Source organism: Orbaceae bacterium BiB (assembly GCA_036251205.1).
GTDB classification, from domain to species: Bacteria; Pseudomonadota; Gammaproteobacteria; order Enterobacterales; family Orbaceae; genus Orbus; species Orbus mooreae.
In genome coordinates this window covers 2,817,293-2,834,633 of record CP133958.1, presented here as the reverse complement: position 1 = coordinate 2,834,633, position 17,341 = coordinate 2,817,293, and the positions used below count along the sequence as shown (strand labels likewise).

The 17,341-nt window shown below is 34.3% G+C and carries 20 protein-coding genes; 4 read left to right on the top strand and 16 right to left on the bottom strand.

The annotated features are described in order from the left end of the window. Nucleotides 1-79: 79 nt before the first annotated feature. The 5 genes from RHO11_13480 to RHO11_13460 form a co-directional block, all read right to left on the bottom strand. Nucleotides 80-1,033 (bottom strand): type IV secretion system protein, encoded by a 954-nt coding sequence (locus RHO11_13480; protein ID WVD61458.1) that lies wholly within the window; start codon nt 1,031-1,033, stop codon nt 80-82. A 488-nt stretch (nt 1,034-1,521) separates the two neighbouring features. After that, nucleotides 1,522-2,556 carry a helicase RepA family protein gene (locus RHO11_13475; protein ID WVD61457.1) on the bottom strand — a complete coding sequence of 345 codons (1,035 nt, stop codon included), beginning with the start codon at nt 2,554-2,556 and terminating at the stop codon, nt 1,522-1,524. Next, nucleotides 2,556-2,774, bottom strand: a complete 219-nt coding sequence (locus tag RHO11_13470; protein WVD61456.1) for an AlpA family transcriptional regulator — start codon at nt 2,772-2,774, stop codon at nt 2,556-2,558. The genes RHO11_13475 and RHO11_13470 overlap by 1 nt, the downstream gene beginning before the upstream one ends. A gap of 120 nt (nt 2,775-2,894) precedes the next feature. Further along, on the bottom strand, nt 2,895-3,389 hold the full coding sequence (locus RHO11_13465; protein ID WVD61455.1) for a hypothetical protein: 495 nt from the start codon (nt 3,387-3,389) through the stop codon (nt 2,895-2,897). A gap of 305 nt (nt 3,390-3,694) precedes the next feature. Then, nucleotides 3,695-4,918, bottom strand: a complete 1,224-nt coding sequence (locus RHO11_13460; protein WVD61454.1) for a tyrosine-type recombinase/integrase — start codon at nt 4,916-4,918, stop codon at nt 3,695-3,697. Nucleotides 4,919-5,527: 609 nt separating this feature from the next. Between RHO11_13460 and RHO11_13455 the strand changes: the two genes are divergently transcribed. From RHO11_13455 to RHO11_13440, 4 genes are all read left to right on the top strand, one after another. Beyond that, nucleotides 5,528-6,259, top strand: a complete 732-nt coding sequence (locus tag RHO11_13455) for an antA/AntB antirepressor family protein (GenBank protein WVD61453.1) — start codon at nt 5,528-5,530, stop codon at nt 6,257-6,259. 239 nt (nt 6,260-6,498) lie between these two features. Continuing rightward, nucleotides 6,499-7,275, top strand: coding sequence for a BRO family protein (locus tag RHO11_13450; protein WVD61452.1), 777 nt, complete (start codon nt 6,499-6,501; stop codon nt 7,273-7,275). 55 nt (nt 7,276-7,330) lie between these two features. Further along, nucleotides 7,331-7,621: a helix-turn-helix transcriptional regulator gene (locus RHO11_13445; GenBank protein ID WVD61451.1), complete on the top strand. Its 291-nt coding sequence runs from the start codon at nt 7,331-7,333 to the stop codon at nt 7,619-7,621. 30 nt (nt 7,622-7,651) lie between these two features. Then, nucleotides 7,652-8,224, top strand: a complete 573-nt coding sequence (locus RHO11_13440; protein WVD61450.1) for a serine acetyltransferase — start codon at nt 7,652-7,654, stop codon at nt 8,222-8,224. A gap of 93 nt (nt 8,225-8,317) precedes the next feature. Here the strand turns inward: RHO11_13440 and RHO11_13435 are convergent, their stop codons facing one another. From RHO11_13435 to RHO11_13385, 11 genes are all read right to left on the bottom strand, one after another. After that, nucleotides 8,318-9,358 carry an IS481 family transposase gene (locus RHO11_13435; protein WVD61449.1) on the bottom strand — a complete coding sequence of 347 codons (1,041 nt, stop codon included), beginning with the start codon at nt 9,356-9,358 and terminating at the stop codon, nt 8,318-8,320. 81 nt (nt 9,359-9,439) lie between these two features. Continuing rightward, nucleotides 9,440-9,640 (bottom strand): hypothetical protein, encoded by a 201-nt coding sequence (locus tag RHO11_13430; protein WVD61448.1) that lies wholly within the window; start codon nt 9,638-9,640, stop codon nt 9,440-9,442. A gap of 1 nt (nt 9,641) precedes the next feature. Beyond that, complete coding sequence (locus RHO11_13425) at nt 9,642-10,748, bottom strand: phage tail protein (protein WVD61447.1); 1,107 nt, start codon at nt 10,746-10,748, stop codon at nt 9,642-9,644. After that, nucleotides 10,748-11,368 (bottom strand): phage tail protein I, encoded by a 621-nt coding sequence (locus tag RHO11_13420; protein ID WVD61446.1) that lies wholly within the window; start codon nt 11,366-11,368, stop codon nt 10,748-10,750. The genes RHO11_13425 and RHO11_13420 overlap by 1 nt, the downstream gene beginning before the upstream one ends. Next, entirely contained in the window at nt 11,368-12,519 is a 1,152-nt protein-coding gene (locus RHO11_13415) for a baseplate J/gp47 family protein (GenBank protein WVD61445.1), read from the bottom strand. Before RHO11_13415 ends, RHO11_13420 begins: the two co-directional genes overlap by 1 nt. After that, nucleotides 12,516-12,845 carry a GPW/gp25 family protein gene (locus RHO11_13410; protein ID WVD61444.1) on the bottom strand — a complete coding sequence of 110 codons (330 nt, stop codon included), beginning with the start codon at nt 12,843-12,845 and terminating at the stop codon, nt 12,516-12,518. Before RHO11_13410 ends, RHO11_13415 begins: the two co-directional genes overlap by 4 nt. Then, entirely contained in the window at nt 12,835-13,401 is a 567-nt protein-coding gene (locus RHO11_13405; GenBank protein ID WVD61443.1) for a phage tail protein, read from the bottom strand. The genes RHO11_13410 and RHO11_13405 overlap by 11 nt, the downstream gene beginning before the upstream one ends. After that, entirely contained in the window at nt 13,398-14,006 is a 609-nt protein-coding gene (locus RHO11_13400) for a phage baseplate assembly protein V (GenBank protein WVD61442.1), read from the bottom strand. Before RHO11_13400 ends, RHO11_13405 begins: the two co-directional genes overlap by 4 nt. After that, the gene (locus tag RHO11_13395) at nt 14,006-15,151 is read right to left on the bottom strand and encodes a hypothetical protein (protein WVD61441.1); all 1,146 of its coding nucleotides are present in this window, start codon (nt 15,149-15,151) and stop codon (nt 14,006-14,008) included. Before RHO11_13395 ends, RHO11_13400 begins: the two co-directional genes overlap by 1 nt. After that, nucleotides 15,144-15,356, bottom strand: coding sequence for a tail protein X (locus RHO11_13390; GenBank protein WVD61440.1), 213 nt, complete (start codon nt 15,354-15,356; stop codon nt 15,144-15,146). The genes RHO11_13395 and RHO11_13390 overlap by 8 nt, the downstream gene beginning before the upstream one ends. After that, nucleotides 15,356-17,287 carry a hypothetical protein gene (locus RHO11_13385; GenBank protein ID WVD61439.1) on the bottom strand — a complete coding sequence of 644 codons (1,932 nt, stop codon included), beginning with the start codon at nt 17,285-17,287 and terminating at the stop codon, nt 15,356-15,358. Before RHO11_13385 ends, RHO11_13390 begins: the two co-directional genes overlap by 1 nt. Nucleotides 17,288-17,341 lie beyond the last annotated feature (54 nt).

Genomic DNA, 17,341 nt, shown 5'->3' with positions numbered 1-17,341 from the left:
AATGGCCTGTGCCACTTTTGGGCGCATTGCGCTATCCTGCACTAGAACACTTCTTATTAAATTTTTAGGTTAGTATTTATTAATTATTTGCAGTATATTTGTTCATAGCTCTATTGAATGCACCCCTTGCTTTTGATGCTCCTCTTGAAACATTTTTTGCAATAACTGGAGTTGCATTAGCTACGCTTTTTCCTGCCCGTGATGCACCTTTCGTAATTAAATTACTTGCATTGGCAGTTTGAGCCATACTTGCCCCTTCAATAGATACTTGTCCTATTGCTTTTGCTATTTCTACAGATATTTTTGCTAAAATATAAGTTGCTATACAAATTAAAACAGCAGTACCGGCTACACCAAAAATATTAGGAATTTCATTCTCTGCATTTTCTGTAATTAGCAATATTTGTTTTTCAAGAAAATTAACAGATATTTGGAGGATTAATCCTAAAAAGAGATAAGTAAGCACGCTACTAACTACCAATGATAGCCATTGTGTAAAAAGATTTTTAAACCAACCAAACATCAAACACCCAATAAAAAGAGGAGCAGTTAATGTAAGTAATTTCAACGTGACAATATTTACCATGATGATAAATATTGGAGCAGAGCAAGCAAAAAAAACAAACACCCAAACAATTAATGAAGCAAGAGAACCTGACACCATGTTGCCCTCTTCATATAATAACGAAGCAAGATTTCCTCCTGTTTTGACTGTTTGATCGAGCATTGCAAAAATATTTGTGTTTCCACTCACAAAATCTTTAAAACCATTAATAGCCTTAAATACTAAATCTAAATAACCATTATAATTAGAGGCAAAAATTATAATAACAGCGTATTTTAATCCTATATAAATAGACTCTGTAATTGGCGTTTGTATTCGTCCAAATTGAGTCATATAACCCATCCACATTAGTCGAAAAGTAAAATAGCCTACAATGCTATATCTGAATATATCAAAATAATCAGTTTGAATTACAATACTATTAACGATAGCTTCAAATGAAGTAAATAAATTTTCAAAAAATCCCATTATTTTTCCTTACAAAAATATAATATTGAATGTATAAAACAGGAATGAAACGGCTACATTCATCAAAAATAATCCAACTGTTTGGTGGTGGTTCATCAGTAAAAAAAATTGATTTAAACGAAAACTAGCAAGACTGAAAAACCAACTAACCAAATAGGCAAAGAAAAATGTAAAAAATTCAATGTATGCAAATAATTTTGTACCAAAAAAATTTAATAAAACTATTTTAAAAATGAGAAAAAAACTCACTATCACTACTTGTTTTGTTTTACTAAGTTTTAAGTAATCTGTTTTCATGTTTATGCTTCTTAATATTTAATTTTCTCCTCATTTCTTTACTCACTTTACATATAAAAACGTGAGTAATTAGTGAGGAATGTTCAAAAATATAATTAATAAAATCAATTAATTATTCCGACTCATTTTTTTTGCATATATATGAAAAAAGTGAGGAGAAAAATAGCCTTCTTCACTTTTTCCTCACATAATTACTCATTTTTATTTACTAGAAAAATAGAGTTGTTATCAACTCGAATTAGATCGCTATCAACTAATTTAGTTAACCAACGACTAAAGTTTTTTGTATCAATCCCGAGTTTTTTAACATCTTCTCGAATAACTGATTTAAAACAGACATCACTATCAACAGTTCTAGAACGAATACAATTCCACACTGCCAAATGATTTTTCGAAGTATTACTTGTATTATTGAATGGCTCATCTTGGATTGGCTCTCGTCCTTTGTCTATAACACATAAAGACGTAATTACCTCACCATCTTCATCAAGATATAATTCAAAGGCTTTTAGGTCATAGGCAGTTGATGGCATTTCTTCTGCATCTTTCATCTTGGTACATTTCATTATTAATGCACCTTCATCACCTTCTCTAATTATTTGATATTCGGCATCAAGAGCAGCCCTAAAGGCGCTTGAGCCTCTAGCCCCTTTGCTTTCATCTTTACCAGAATGATGAAGAATTAAAACCGTTGCCCCAGTCTTTATTTTCAATTCATCACATCCACGTATAAACGCTCCCATATCTTTTGCATCATTTTCATCTGCACCACCAAAGCAACGAGCCAAAGTATCAATAACAATCATTTGAATAGGTAATTCTGTCTCTTTCTTAATATGTTCTACGATCCTTAAAATATTTTTTACTTCCCTGTTAGATGCTAAAAATATAGGGGTATTAATCAAATATAAATAATTTATAGATTCGTTATAATTTAATTCCCATGCTTTAATTCTTCTTGGCACACCAATACCACCTTCGCCAACAATATATAAAACAACACCTTGAGATACTTTTTTATCTCCCCAAGCAATTCCAGATGAAATATGGCAAGCCCAAGATATAGCAAGAAAACTCTTATATGCTCCACTTGCACCATAAATACTACATAATGAATTAGCTGGGATAACATCTTTTATTACATAGCTTAATTTAGCATTAAAGCCTTGAGAGCCAATTGTAACTAATGATAATAGTGCTTGCTGTTTAGAATTATTATTCGCCATTAATTAGCTCCTTGCTCTATATAAGAGTTAATCCAATTGGCTACATCTTCAGCCTTCCAACGGCTACGACGATTAAATTTTATGGGCTTAGCTAAACGACCCGCATTTATTTCATTATAGATGTGGGCTTTGGTAAAACCTGTGACCTTAGTGATGTACGTTATATCTACCAAGTTGGGAATATGTGTAGTTAAGTTAGATTGATCTATATTAATCATTGTAATGTTCCTTTTATGTTTGTTGACATCAAGAAACATTAAAAACAAAAAAACAAATATATTCAATTAACTAGTTCGTTATTAACAAAGTCTAATTCGTTAATAACGAATATTTGACGCCTATTTTAACTTTATATACTCATCATCAAACAATTTGTAAATATGTGCTCCTCCAATCTCACAAGGATATCCGAGTAACTGTAATTCTTTATTAATTACTGATAAAAGTTGATTTTTAGATTGTATCGTCCCGTTTTTATAAACTTTTTCATATAACAAATAAAAAATAGCCTTGTCATTTTTGGATATTCGAGAATTTTTCTCTTTATTCTTTAGGTCATGATAATCACGTTCTAAATCAGTATACTTTTCTTGAAGGAATTCATAATCTTTCTGTATACTAACATCAGACTTTCCTGCATCAACAGCATCAATACCATTACGCCATAAAAAAATGACTCCACCGATAACACATATCGAATTCGATATGAGTAATGTATATGCCATTGGTTTCAATACACTTATAAATGAAAAAATTGTCATCATTAAGGTAACCGCTAGATAAAAAACAATCATTTGTCTTTGTTTTATATATTTTCCTTCTTCCATTTCCATCTATCCCCTCTTTAGATTTATGTTTTGATGATTTATGAGTTTTCTCATGTGTATTAACCGTGAATTTTGCTTACACAACCATGTTGAAAAGCCATTGATGGACAAGCCATCAACAACTTTACAACATTAATTCACCGTTACTACACAATCGAAAAATTAACATTGGTGTTTATTTTTAATTTGCGCTCCGCGCTCAAGTTATAACAATTATTTTTATTTTATTTTTTTAGACAAAACTAAGATTAGTAAGATTACTTTTCTAAAAGTTTTTACCTCAAGTTAAAATAAATTGACGTCAATATCTGTTAATAGATATTCAAACTTTTACTTTCAATAAAATTTCCCCACCAATTCAACATTTCAAATCGTTTTTCAAGATAATCGGCTCGGTTGTATGCCATTCTTATACGATCTTTATTAATATGGGAAAGAGCCACTTCAATAAGATCAGAATTGAAACCCTGCTCATTTAGTGCTGTACTGGCGATAGAACGCAATCCATGAGCAACTAATTTACCGTGATAGCCCATTCTTTTAATCGCCGCATTTGCAGTTTGAGTATTAACATGGGTTGATGGATCTTTAATACTAGGGAAAAGATATTCACTGTTACCACTCATTTTTTTGATTTCACCTAGCAACTTAAGTGCTTGTTCTGATAATGTGATTTTATGCTCTCTGCCTAGATCATTGGTTGTGATACCTTTGCTAATATAAATCGTCCAAATTTTACTTTCGATATCAATATCAGACCATTTGGCAGTAGCAGATTCAGCAGGGCGAGTTAATGTATAAAGTTGCCATAAAATCAGGTAACGAGTTTGTAACTTGATACTGGCTTTATACAGCAATTGGATAAACTCACCTAAATCATCAGGCTTAATAGTTTTCATGTGTTGAACTTGAGGGCTATCAAATTCACGAGAAATATATTGCGTAGGATTTTGGTTAATTAAATCCCTATGCTGTGCAAATACCATTATTTCATTTAATTTTTGAATGGAACGTTTAAGCGTTTCCAATGTTCCTTTTTGTTGAAGTGGTTTAAGTGCTTCAATAGCCATATAAGCGGTAATGGATGAAATAGGCAATTTTGCAAAGGTAGGAAATAAATTGCGCTCGATTAAGCGCCATGTATCCTTAGCGGTTTTATCTGAAAAATTAGCTCTTTGTTTACGATACTCAAACCATTGTTCTGCTACTTTTTCAAATGTGTTAAACAACTCTTTTTTCTTTTGATTCGTTTGTTCTTCAAGGTAAGTTTTAGGATCTATATTTTGAGCGAGCTGTTTGCGATAGTGCTCTCTAGTTGCTCTTGCATCAGCTAAACTAATTTGTGGATAGCGACCAATGGTAATATCGGTTTCTTTATTTGTATAAGGTCGTTTATAACGAAATCGCCAAACTTTGTTACCTCTTCGACTAATAAATAAAAATAGTCCATAACCATCAATTAATTTGTAGTCTTTGTCTTTTGGCTTGGCATTCTCTATTTCTACAAAGGTTAACGGTTTTACAATTCTCGCCATAATAACTCACCGAATAATAAGGGGATGAAATTATTATATAGAAAAAGATCCCCTTATCAATCCCCTTATTATTTTATGACGGCGGTATATGTCAGTTGATTTTCATATACAAAAAAAGCCTTAAATTTAAGGCTTTCTATATGATTTTAAACGTTATTTTTACTTCAGTTTACGTCTATTGATTTAAGTGGTGGTGGAGCTGGCGGGAGTTGAACCCGCGTCTATAAAAATATAATTCCTTATTTTTTATAAATAAAAATAACATTAGAAATACTCACGTGCAATATACGTACACTTTTTAAAAAACACAAAACAGGGAGTTGAACCAGCGTCCGAAATTTAACTTTATATACATTTTTATTGATATTTTTTGCTGTTAGATTATATTAATAGGTAGCCGAGTGCAGACGGCTGGATATGTGGAGTATGATTGATAAACAGAGTGCAGACTGTGTATTGATAATTTGAGTCGTGGGATCAATCCATTCAAATTCTATATTCTTTCAATTTCATATTATTAAAATCTCGCACAATCTTGGGCTAATTATTGTATGCCTATATTTTAATTATCGTTAAGTTGCAGATAACGAAAAAAGTGGAGTATTAAAAATGAAACATACTAATCTAATTGAGATTCAAACAACAGAATTAAATAATGAAGCCATTCAAACAGTAAACGCTCGCGATCTACATTCTTATTTAGAGAGTAAGCAACACTTCACAAATTGGATTCAAAGTAGAATTGCGGATTATGGTTTTATTGAAGGAAAAGACTTTTTAATAAATTTATTAAAAACCCCTAATGGCGGTCGTCCAAGCAAAGAATACTTCATTACTATTGATATGGCAAAAGAGCTATCAATGGTAGAACGTAATGAAAAAGGTAAACAAGCTCGGCAATATTTTATCGATTGTGAGAAAAAATCAAAACAACAACCCAGATCTATTAAAATTGATAACTCAGGATTACCAGAATATAGAAAAGCTAAAGCTGTCGATTTATTAGTAAAGTCAGCTAAAGAATGTTTTATTGATCTTCCTAATTTAGGTGAAAAATCTAAACAGACTCTATATGCATCATTAATTAATCCTGTAATTGGATTTGATGTAATTCCTTTACCTACAGTTGATAAGACCTATACAGCAACAGAAGTTGGAGAAATGCTCGGTGTCTCATCAAAAAAAATAGGAGTATTAGCCAATCAACTCGATATTAAAAATAGTGAATATGGTATTTTCGTCTTAGATAAATCCCCCTACTCCAGTAAACAGGTTGAATCATTTCGATATAATGATAAAGCTATAGATTTAATAAAATCTGAACTAACAATGGTCGTATAAATTTGACAGATTAGATATCGGGTTGTATAGTTGAGTTTAGGTGTCAGAACCTAAACCATAAGCGGATAGTACGCCCCGATAGCGCGATTTTTTTATGTCTAAAATCTATGCCGAGAGGGCGAGGAATAAAAGACCCAAATAGGGAAATAACTCCAGCCTTTACTTATGGTAGGCTTCTGAACCTCTTGGCACCTATGTCAGAATGGGTCTTATCAGAAAAACCATAAGGAGACAGTTATATGTCTATTCAATTACAAGCCTTTAATTTTGAAGAATATCAAGTCCAATCTTTTACTATCAATAATGAACTCTTTTTAAGAGCTATTCAATTAGCTGAAATTTTAGGTTATAAAAATCCTAGGGATGCTATTAAAAATCATGTAGATAAAGAGGACGTCGTAAAACACGACACCCTTACAAATGGTGGTAAACAAAAGGTTTTATATGTTAATGAAAGTGGAATGTATGCTTTAATTTTAGGATCAACGTTAGATACAGCAAAACGATTTAAACGATGGGTAACAAGTGAGGTTTTACCTACAATCCGTAAAAAAGGCTCATATTCATTAACGATTAATCCGCAGCAACAGCAAATTATTAAGCAAGCAGTAAAAGGCCGAGCATATAGAACAGGTGAACATTATCAGATTGTTTATGCTAAGTTATATGAACAATTTAAAATACCACGATATCAAGAATTGCCAGCATCCCAATTTGATAATGTTATTGATTTTTTAGGTGGAGTATCATCTAAATCAGATATTTTAACTAGTGATGAACTTTGTGATCTGGTTTGGGTGGTTAAAGCTGCTGAACATATGCGTGCTGAACTTGAGGAAATAGAGCCTGCATTACAGGCATTGAAATCGGAACGAGCAACAAGGATTTATACTATGAGCCGAGAATATCGTCGTACTATTAATCGTTGTAAACAAATTGTTCAACAAAAAATGAAAACTATAAAAATAGATAGAAATGATCTAAACTGGCAGCGAGTATTACCATTTATTCAGTAAAAAAGCCCGAAAGGGCTTGTTTTATATTATTATAATCGAAAAAGAGATTAATAAAATGAATAAAAAACACACAAAGACAATGGTTGACTTAGAAAAAGCTATGCTTAACACTGATGCAGCAAAAGAAGCCTATGCAAAAGCTGAATATGAATGGAAATTAAAAGAATTACTTGCTGAAGCTCGTGAAAAAGCTAATTTAACGTCATCTGATGTTGCTAGAAAACTCAACGTTGCACCGTCAAATATTCATCGGATTGAATGTAACCCAACTAAGTCTAGCATGCAAACCATTTTTAAGTATCTAGCTGCTTGTGATGCAAAAATAGATTTAAACTTGTTATTTTAACTACATATTTTCTATGTAAAAAGGATCATTATGTTTAAATATTTTCATATCATTAAATTCTTAATGACGCATGATTTAACTTTTTTAAAAGAATGTTTGGAGGTTGAGTTTATTATAGGAGAATTCTCTTGGCGAAAAGTTATAACAAGAATAATTAAAAAAAAACAAGAAAATTATTACTTTTGGTGGAGGTTGGCGAATGAAATGTTCAGAAATGGCTCAAAAAAACAGAAAAGAATTGCTACAAATATACAAACAAGATTAATAAGACAATACAATGTTGAAATTGGACTTGGCGCTACAATTGATTATGGATTAAAAATAGCACATTTTTTCGCTATAATAATAAGTCCAAATGTTGTTATTGGTAAAAATTTATTTATACATCAATGTGTGACGATAGGAAGAAATTATACATGTGGGCAAGATAAAATAAAAATAAATGATAATGTTGTAATATGTAGCAATTCAGTAATTATTGGTGGAAACATAAAAATAGGTCACAATGTAATAATAGGCGCAATGTCTTTCATTAATAAAAACATTCCAGATAATTGCACCGTTTATACTGAAAAAAATAATAAAATTTTAATTAGGAACTAATTAATATCCGGATTCGTTAAATTATTATAATTTAGGTGTACTAGCTCAAACCTGATCTGACAGTTACCCGTTTTTCATTAGGTGTCTGTCAGGTTAAATCTGGTTCAGATTTTTCTCTTCCCAGATCAGTTTTCCATCAAGTAATGTTTCCATTGGTGTCCTACCACAGCACATTTTACCCTGATGAGTTCGTTCATTATTGTAATAATCTAACCAATTGTCCAGATCCGTTTGCAATGCCCCCAAATCTGAATACAGTTTTTTACGAAATGTGATCATATAAAATTCATTTAAAATGGTTTTATGAAAACGTTCGCAGATCCCATTGGTTTGTGGCGACATCGCTTTAGTTTTAGTATGGTCAATATCATTGATCGCCAAATAAAGCTGATAATCATGCTGCTCCACCTTACCACAATACTCGGTTCCTCTATCGGTTAATATCCTTAGTATTGGTAAATTGTGGGCATTGTAAAACGGTAGCACTTTATCATTAAGTAGATCCGCTGCGGTAATCGGCGTTTTTGTTACATATAATTTACAATGTGCTACCTTAGAATAAGTATCAACAAAAGTCTGTTGATAAATACGACCCACGCCCTTTAAATTACCAACATAAAACGTATCTTGTGAGCCAAGATAACCAGGATGAGCGGTGTCTATTTCACCACAAGCCTCATCATCATATTTTTTCTTTTCCAAAGCGGCGATTTGGTTATCATTAAGTTCAATTCCTTCTTGAGCAACTTTGTCCTCTAACGCTTTAAGACGTTTTTTGAAATTCTCAAGATTATGCCTTAACCAAACAGAACGCACCCCACTACCTGAGATAAAAACACCTTGTTTTCGCAGTTCGTTACTGGCTCTATGCTGGCCATAAGCAGGGTAATCAATCGCGTAACCTATCACTGCTTGTTCAGTTGGATCATCAACACGATTTTTCAGATTAGGTGTTCGTCGACTTTTTAATATTAACGAATCAAGTCCACCTTCATCGACAAGCTCTTTATAGCGATAAAACGTATCTCTCGATACGCCCATTACTTTACACGCTTTTGATACGTTTTGAAGTTCTTCAGCTAAATTTAATAAGCCTACTTTATGTTTTATGATTTGATTGTTAGTATGAAACATGAGCGTTACCTCTTTTTGTTTTGATTGTAGATTTTGCACCTAATATCAAAACCGGTAACGCTCACTTTTGCAAGCCATGTGTCAGATTAAGTCGGAACTAATACAATTTAGGTCAATGACCCAATCGCCTGTTCCGTTTCCGTTATCTTTAACAATAAAATTCAAGTTGGGTCTTTCTTCTGACATTAGAACGTATCCAGTTGGCGGTTCTATGTTGCTTATAGTTGTAATATTTACTTCAAAAAAGGAACTACCAACTTTACCAAAAATAATTTTATTCATTTTAATCACCTATTTTAATTACGCGCACTCGATATTTAGCAGAAGTTAAACTTCCTGTAACCCATCTAACTAATCCTCCAGTAAATAATTCACTTGCTCCAGTTGTTATTGATAATTGATTGTTAGAAATTGGAGTAATAAAAATACCTGATATTAAAGTCACTTTACTGTCAAAATTATAAAATGTATCATGAACTCTACCCCAAACATTGTTATTAAATATTTCAACGTAACAAATAATATTCATTGTATTGAATGGATTATCAATTTTAATACTCTGATTAACTGTAAGTGTAGGTGGTGATGATTCGCTACCGCTTGGATATAGCACTATTGATTGACCGATATAATTTTTTATTGTCTCAGTCGTAATCACATCACTACCTGCTTGCTGTAATTTCCCAGTGTAATTAGTATTGCCGGTTACCACACCTCCTCCGCTGCGTGATAAGGCTGTATTTGCCAGGTCATAAGCTGTTTTAACTGCCTTGGGTGTTGCTGCTTGATTCTCTACTGTACTATTTACTGCTGAATTTAGCTGAACACGCCCTTTAACCGTCGTTGACGCATCTGTTTCCGCTGTGGATTTAGCTGTATTGGCTGTGGTGTTAACAGTACTTGCCAAGGTATAAGCACTATCCGCTTTAGTTTGCGCTGTTGCCGCATTGGTTTTAGCTGTATTTGCTGTAGTGTTGGCTGTATTAGCCAAATCATATGCTGTTTTAACGGCGCTAGGTGTGGCAGCGTCTACTATCGACGTACTATTTATGGCTGAATTTAATTTGACGACACCTTTCTGTGTTGTGCTGGCATCGGCGACATCAACAATCACTTTTTTCCATGCGGTTGTATCACTCACTTTTTTATTTTTATTACCGTCAATAATTGATGCATATAAAACACCATCAACATTAACCAGACTAAACTTTGAATACGTAAAGTTGGCATCCCATTCTGCAATACCCATTTTTCGTAAATAAAAAATATTTCCGCCCAATTGTTTTGCTTGAAGATTATCAATACCATCTTCACCGCCCATAACTGGATCTGTCACTTCAAGCTGATAAATTCCATCAATCCATTTCTCTTCTAATTTTAAGTTAGCCACTATGCCTCTCCTCGGTTATATAATCCATTGTGATAATATGAGCCATTACGTCTCATTTTTGCGTTTTTAAAGTTAATTCGATATAAAACAGAGCGACTAGGGGCATACTCTGGAATCGCTTTTCTTAGTAACTCTGCGATATCATTAGTGATAGGTTCATAAAAAATAATCGTATAAAAAGGCCATCCTTTTTTATGTCCTGAGTGAGTTTTAATGCCAGTTCGTTCAAATGAACCGTCACGGTAACGAATACCCAATCCCTCTATAATATCAACCTCACCAAAACCAAGCGCACGAATAATATTGCGAACAGCCCAAACGCTACCTTTATACCGATGAAGATCTATCGCTATTTTTATTAAGTTTCGTTTAGCTGTTAATGATTCTGCAAGTTGCCATATATATTCGTGATCTAATGATAATTGCCAAGCCAATGTAGAGAGAAAAGGCTCCTCAATACTATCTAGTTGTTCCCAAATAGAGATTTTATTTAACTCAGACTCATAAAGAGATATTTGCTTTTGAAGTGGCTCTGTTATTTGAACAATACTAACATCTTGATTAATACTACTTGGCAACATGTCATTAAAAGGCAAATCAAAAAGAGGTCTATTTTTCATTATGCACTCCTTTCTATTCCGCCATATCGAATTCGATTAATATTGCTTTTAAATTGGCAGACTTGGTTAGCTTCTAATGACGTATAATTAAGCCCCGATAACTCAATACGCTTTGCTCCAGCTGCTTTGCAAAGGGATATCAGCTCGTCGGGATTAATATCACGCCCTAATGTGCTAACTTGCCATTTTTCATAATCGCTGACGGCTAATGCTACTTTTTCAGCAATGACAGCCTGTAATGAGCTTGATGATTGCGGTAAATACCACGTGAGTTCATAATCACACAAAATTGCTTCGGCTGGAACGACCTCAACTGTATCGGTTAAAGGTCTGATTTTTTCATCATTAAGCGTATGAATAACCGCTTCAATTTCAACAGAATGACTATCTGGTATAATGCCGTTTTCAAGTAGCACTACAATTTCAACAATACCCGGCTCTTTCAACAACGCGGCAACACTTGATATATTTTTATGAGCAGACAATGCATGGTATTTATAAGCAAGTTCGGGCCCTGCTGTAGAAAACCGTTCGGGAGATAATGCTATCCTCTCTCGATAATCCTCATCACTTTCAATATCGGTGCCACCTGCGCTTATTGTTGTGTTGGTGACTGAACTAACATAAGCAATGGGGTCAACCATGACATTAACTTCATCAAGTTGAATATTATTATCTTTCGTCCCAGCAGTTAAACTGGTAGCTAAAACATCGACTGACAATGAGCCAGATTTAACGATTGCCTCGCTATTAATTGCAAAAATAGCGTCGCCATCAAGTGTTGTCACTCTTGAGCCTTGAGGTATAACGACATCAAAAGAAAGAATGCTTGATAATGAGTATTTTATCGTTAACTTTGCATATTCATGTTGAATTCGACTGGTCCCCATTAAAGCGCCAATGTGATCCAGTTTATCTTTCTTCGCATAACGAAGGAGTGTTTGTCTCCCAGCATTATTATAAATAGCTCGTTCTTGAGATATTCGGTAAGCAAGTGTATATAAAAATAACCTAACAGGATCACCAGGATATAATACTTTTTTGGTGATTAGCTGATAGTCATCAATTAAATTTTGCAAAATAATCGCACTATCCGTTTCTGTAAAATTTACATCAGGAAGTGATAATAATTGATTATAGTTAGTTGTCACAATAAAACCCCCTCGACTAATTCAAAAGATATCACTGGATTTAACCGGCCATCATCATTACCGGAAAAAGTAACCGATATAATTTTCACTCTTGGCTCGTATTTTTCAATCGCATCATAAATCTCATTTTGAATTTTCATTGCAGCTTCATTCATTGGAGCATCAACAAAATCACTTTTTAACCCAAATAATCGATCTAAATAAAGTGTTCCTTGCTGAGTTGATAAAATGATTTGGATATTTTGACAAATTTCATCAAGACCGGACGCACCAATATTAATAGACTGACTATCTGCTAACGATAATGTTATCGTTTTATTCACCATAATCGCCCCCAATTACATCATCAAATTTTGTTAAAACGCGGTCTTTTATTTTTTCAAAAGAACCAGGTAATCGCTCTGGCCCACCTTTCCCGGTTTCTGTTTTCATTAACTCATCGGTTCTTAGGGAGTTCATGGCTTGATTGGAGACCTGATCGATGTATTCGACGAGAACTAGCTCAACATCGATAATTAGTGGAACACCATTTCCAGCAATATGAAGCCATTCATCAGATAATTCCCTTAATGTATATTTCCCTAAATTACTTAAACCAATAATTAATCTTTGTGCTACTTTTCGATTCATGATGGATTTTAAAATACCCAAATCAATCAGTGGTGATGCTTTAGAATGAGTCGTTAGCCGCATTTTAAATCTGACTTCATTGAGTTCTTCACCAGTAAACTCCGTAATGGGTTTATTCATCGCAATTTCATGATCAGCATACTTATTTTTTCGAGTAACACTTAAATCTTGAAATGTTTTTATATACTGATCACTAACAGTGAAAATAACGCCACCAAAGCAGCCAATTAAACCGGTTAATACATTACTCATATATTTGTCCCTTTAACTGTCCCAGTTGCCTTTATATTTCCAGTCACATTGAGATCGCCACCGGTGATTGAGATACTCTTTGTTGATGTAATTTTACCGTTAATCGTTAAATCACCAGCCCCAACTGACGCAACAATCACATCACCGAGCATTACCTGCAGTGTTCCCATGATTTTTACGTTACCTTTTAAAGTAATATCAGGGCATTCAATGACAGCGGATGTTGTTGCTTTGCCCTCAATACTCCCTTTAACATCAACAAGTAATTTATGTGCTTTGGTGTCATATTCAATAATGGTTCCATCATCAAATGACCAATGCATTTTTTTACTTAAATCGGTGACTGGTGGCGTATTTTTAGTGTCGTAATAACATCCGAGTACGAAGCCGTCTGAATCACCGGTTGGCAGCATAAGGCAAACGGCACAACACCCAATATCAGGAGGGGATTGTTGTTTATTTTTACCTGCATTGTGAACTAATATTGGTAAGTTATAAGAGACTAAATTATCAAGATCAGAAAACTGCACTCTAGCCGTGTTATCTGAGTTAACCGACGTTATCGTGCCATGACGAATATATTTTTTTAAAATGTCCTCTATCATTAGTAATCTAACGCTCCTCTAATTGTGATTGCCGTTTCAAGGCCGCTTGATTTTGAATAACTATGGCTCACTTCATCAATAACCCACTTTGCGCCATCCCAAACACCAAACTGATTTAAAGAAAGAGTGAGTCCCGCTCTCAAATATAAATTACCGAAAAAAGTAAGGGAGCCACTTAGCTCCCTTTTATTTTTGCCACGTAACATCGATTTAGCGAGGCTCTCTGCCTCCGTTAAACTTTTACATCGCCGATTAATTTTGAGTATTTTCCCAACCTTGGGTGCTTCTATTTTCTTTGTGCTAACAGGCTCAGAGATAACCATCCGAGTGACAGGGTCAATTTTTATATTACCGCCCGAGGCTTTTTCACCTAAAATACCCGACGAACCATTGAGATTATATTGGTAGGTCATTAACTTACTCGATGAACTATCTAAAAATTGAACGTGGCAGGCGCTATAAATATCCGCACTTGATGCTCTAAAGGAATGGTTAATATAACCATCGTTATTTTTGGTTAACGAAAAAGAAACCGTTTTATTGTCATAGAGCGCTTCCTCATAAACAATAATCTTATTTTTAGCAATGCGTAAATTAACACCAATATATTCAGCGACATTTAGTAAAAAGCTTAAATCAGATTCGTTTTTTTGGTCAAATCGGTCGATTAATGGATCATAGCGACAATCAAAAAAGACGCCGAATTGGTGTTTTTTTGCAAGTTCACTCACAATTTTTGAAAACCGAAAATTCTCCCAAGCTTTACTATTGGATTGCCCTCTTAAACTCGAGCTAATCCCAACAGATAATGCACCAATTGTAATTGTCGATGGCGGGCCTTGGTCATTAATCTCATCAATTTCAAAAGAGCCACAGTCAAGAACATACGCATCGTTAACATTATTCCAATTTTCAGTAATAATTTTTGCACTAATTTTTGCACCACGCTGAGGAAACCAGTTGTTACTCCACTCCTGATTATTATTTCGAAACGTGATAGAAATATCATCAGATTCCCCATTTTTAGCACGCTCGGTAAACGAAAAAGACTCAATATAATCAGAGACATCATAAGTAATATCTTTATTTTCATAAATCAATCTTAATGTACATTTTCTAACATTGTTTTCAATAAAATTAATCATCCCATGGAGCCTTCACTAAATTTGTTGACTGCGCTGATAAGGGGGTTTCAGGGATAATTAATTCTATCCCTGGACTAAAAATAACAATATCGGCATACTGAGAATTCGCTTCAATTAAAATATGCATCAATTTTTCAGAACCGTAAAAATCAAAGGCTAAAGTGTCCCACGTATCACCTTGCTCAGTTATGTACTTCCATTTCATTAAAATGCCCCCACACGACGATTTTTATTCATCATAGAATTGAACATATCCTCAAAGGCTCGGCGCTGATTATCAAGCGTTTCATTTAACCTTGGCATAATGTCATCTTGTCTTGTGCAGTTAATCGTAATGTTGGGATTAAATGACGGACTAAACGAGGATGAATGAGTATTGTTTTGTGTGGTTCCTTTTGATATTTGCCCAACAATGGTCTCTGCATTCGGTTTGGTATTTGAAAGACCCATGATTTTAACGGCTTGAAATAATAAATTAGGACCATTTGATTTCGTTAATGGAATAACCATTTCAGGGCCATCTTCACCTAGCTGGGCTACTTGATGATGCGTAATTAATCCACCATTAGCATAACCCGTTAAACTCCCCCAAGCCGAAGATAAAGAACCACCAATAGCCGATGCACCCGATTTCATCCAATCAGGGATCCAGCCCGTTACCGTATCGACAATACTATCTTTTATTGATTGCCATGTGCTAATAATCCCATCAGCAAATGACTGAATAAATTTACCTCCTTCATCAATCAAGCTAATGCCGGTAAAATATTCGAATACAGAATCAATGGCTTTTGCAATCAACGATAACGGATTAAATTTAGTCAATAACGTCATGATTCCAGTAATAAACCCTTCATCAAAGGCAGCGGTTATTTCCGAAAAGGTTGAAGAAAAAAAGTCTTTTACTTTATTCCAAATATTTTCAATCCAGGCACAAACAGTATCCCAATTTTCATAAAGCAAGTAACCTGCCGCAATTAATGCAGCAATACCGGCAATAACAAGACCAACGGGATTAGCCAGTAGTGCAAGACCAAATTTTATTATGACAGGAATAACGGTTAGGAGCGATTTACCAAACAATCCCACGACTTTAATAACATCGATCACCCAACTGGTTAATTGAATCGCTTTAATTGCAATAAATGCGCCAGCAATGACTTTTAATACAGTGCCCCAACCACCAAGAGAGGTCACCACGTTATCAACAGCGGTAATAAATGTTTTTATTGAGGAGTAAGTATCAACAATAAATTTTTTCATTGCAGGGAGATTATCTTTTATTTTGTTTATCCACTCACTCACCTTAGATGAAATAAGCGCCCGATTTTCTTTAACCCACGTAGATATCTCTTTTACTAATGGCGTAATAATGGGATAAAGCTGCTTACCGATACTAAAAGACACGCCTTGAACTGATTTTTTAAGAATATTTAAACTATCATTAAACTCAGCACCAGCAGAAGCGTCAGCATCCGTAAATGCAATGCCTAAATCTTGAGCCTCTTTGCGTAATTCGTTAATCGCAGCGCTGCCCCCTTGCATTAAAGAGACCATTTTATTGCCTGAGTTACCAAATAAAGCCATGGCCAGTGACGATTTATAAATACCTTCCGGCATTTTTTTAAATGTATCTGATGCTTCAAGCATGATCTGGTCAGCATTTTTAATTTTGCCTGCAGAATCGTAAATATTTACACCTGCACGTTTAAAGGCAATAATCGCTTGCTGGCTTCCTTGAGCTGCCCCTGATAATGTTTTATTTAAAAATTTAACAGATCCAATGAATTCCTCATTAGATAATCCGTTCATACTGGCTGCATGAGACCACTCACTTAATGACTGAACTGAAATAGCGGTTTGATCGGATAAATCTTTAAAGTTGTTAGCCGCATCTGCAGCACCTTTTGCAATAAGCATTAAAGACGGTACGCCACCTGCAAGCGCACCAAATGAAAGATACTTAACCAAGCTACCCGCTTTTGAAGTCACGGTACTGAGTGATTTTGAAACATTACCACCCGCTTTTTTGATATTATCAATGTTAGCTTTGACGGCTTTTGCTGCTGCAATGAGATTTGGGTCAACTTTTCCACCAAACGTCCACTGCAGCTTCATATCTGCTTTTTTAGCCATGATTTTTCTCTGCCATTTTAGTTACTCGCTGTGAAGATAAAATCCAGCGTTCAA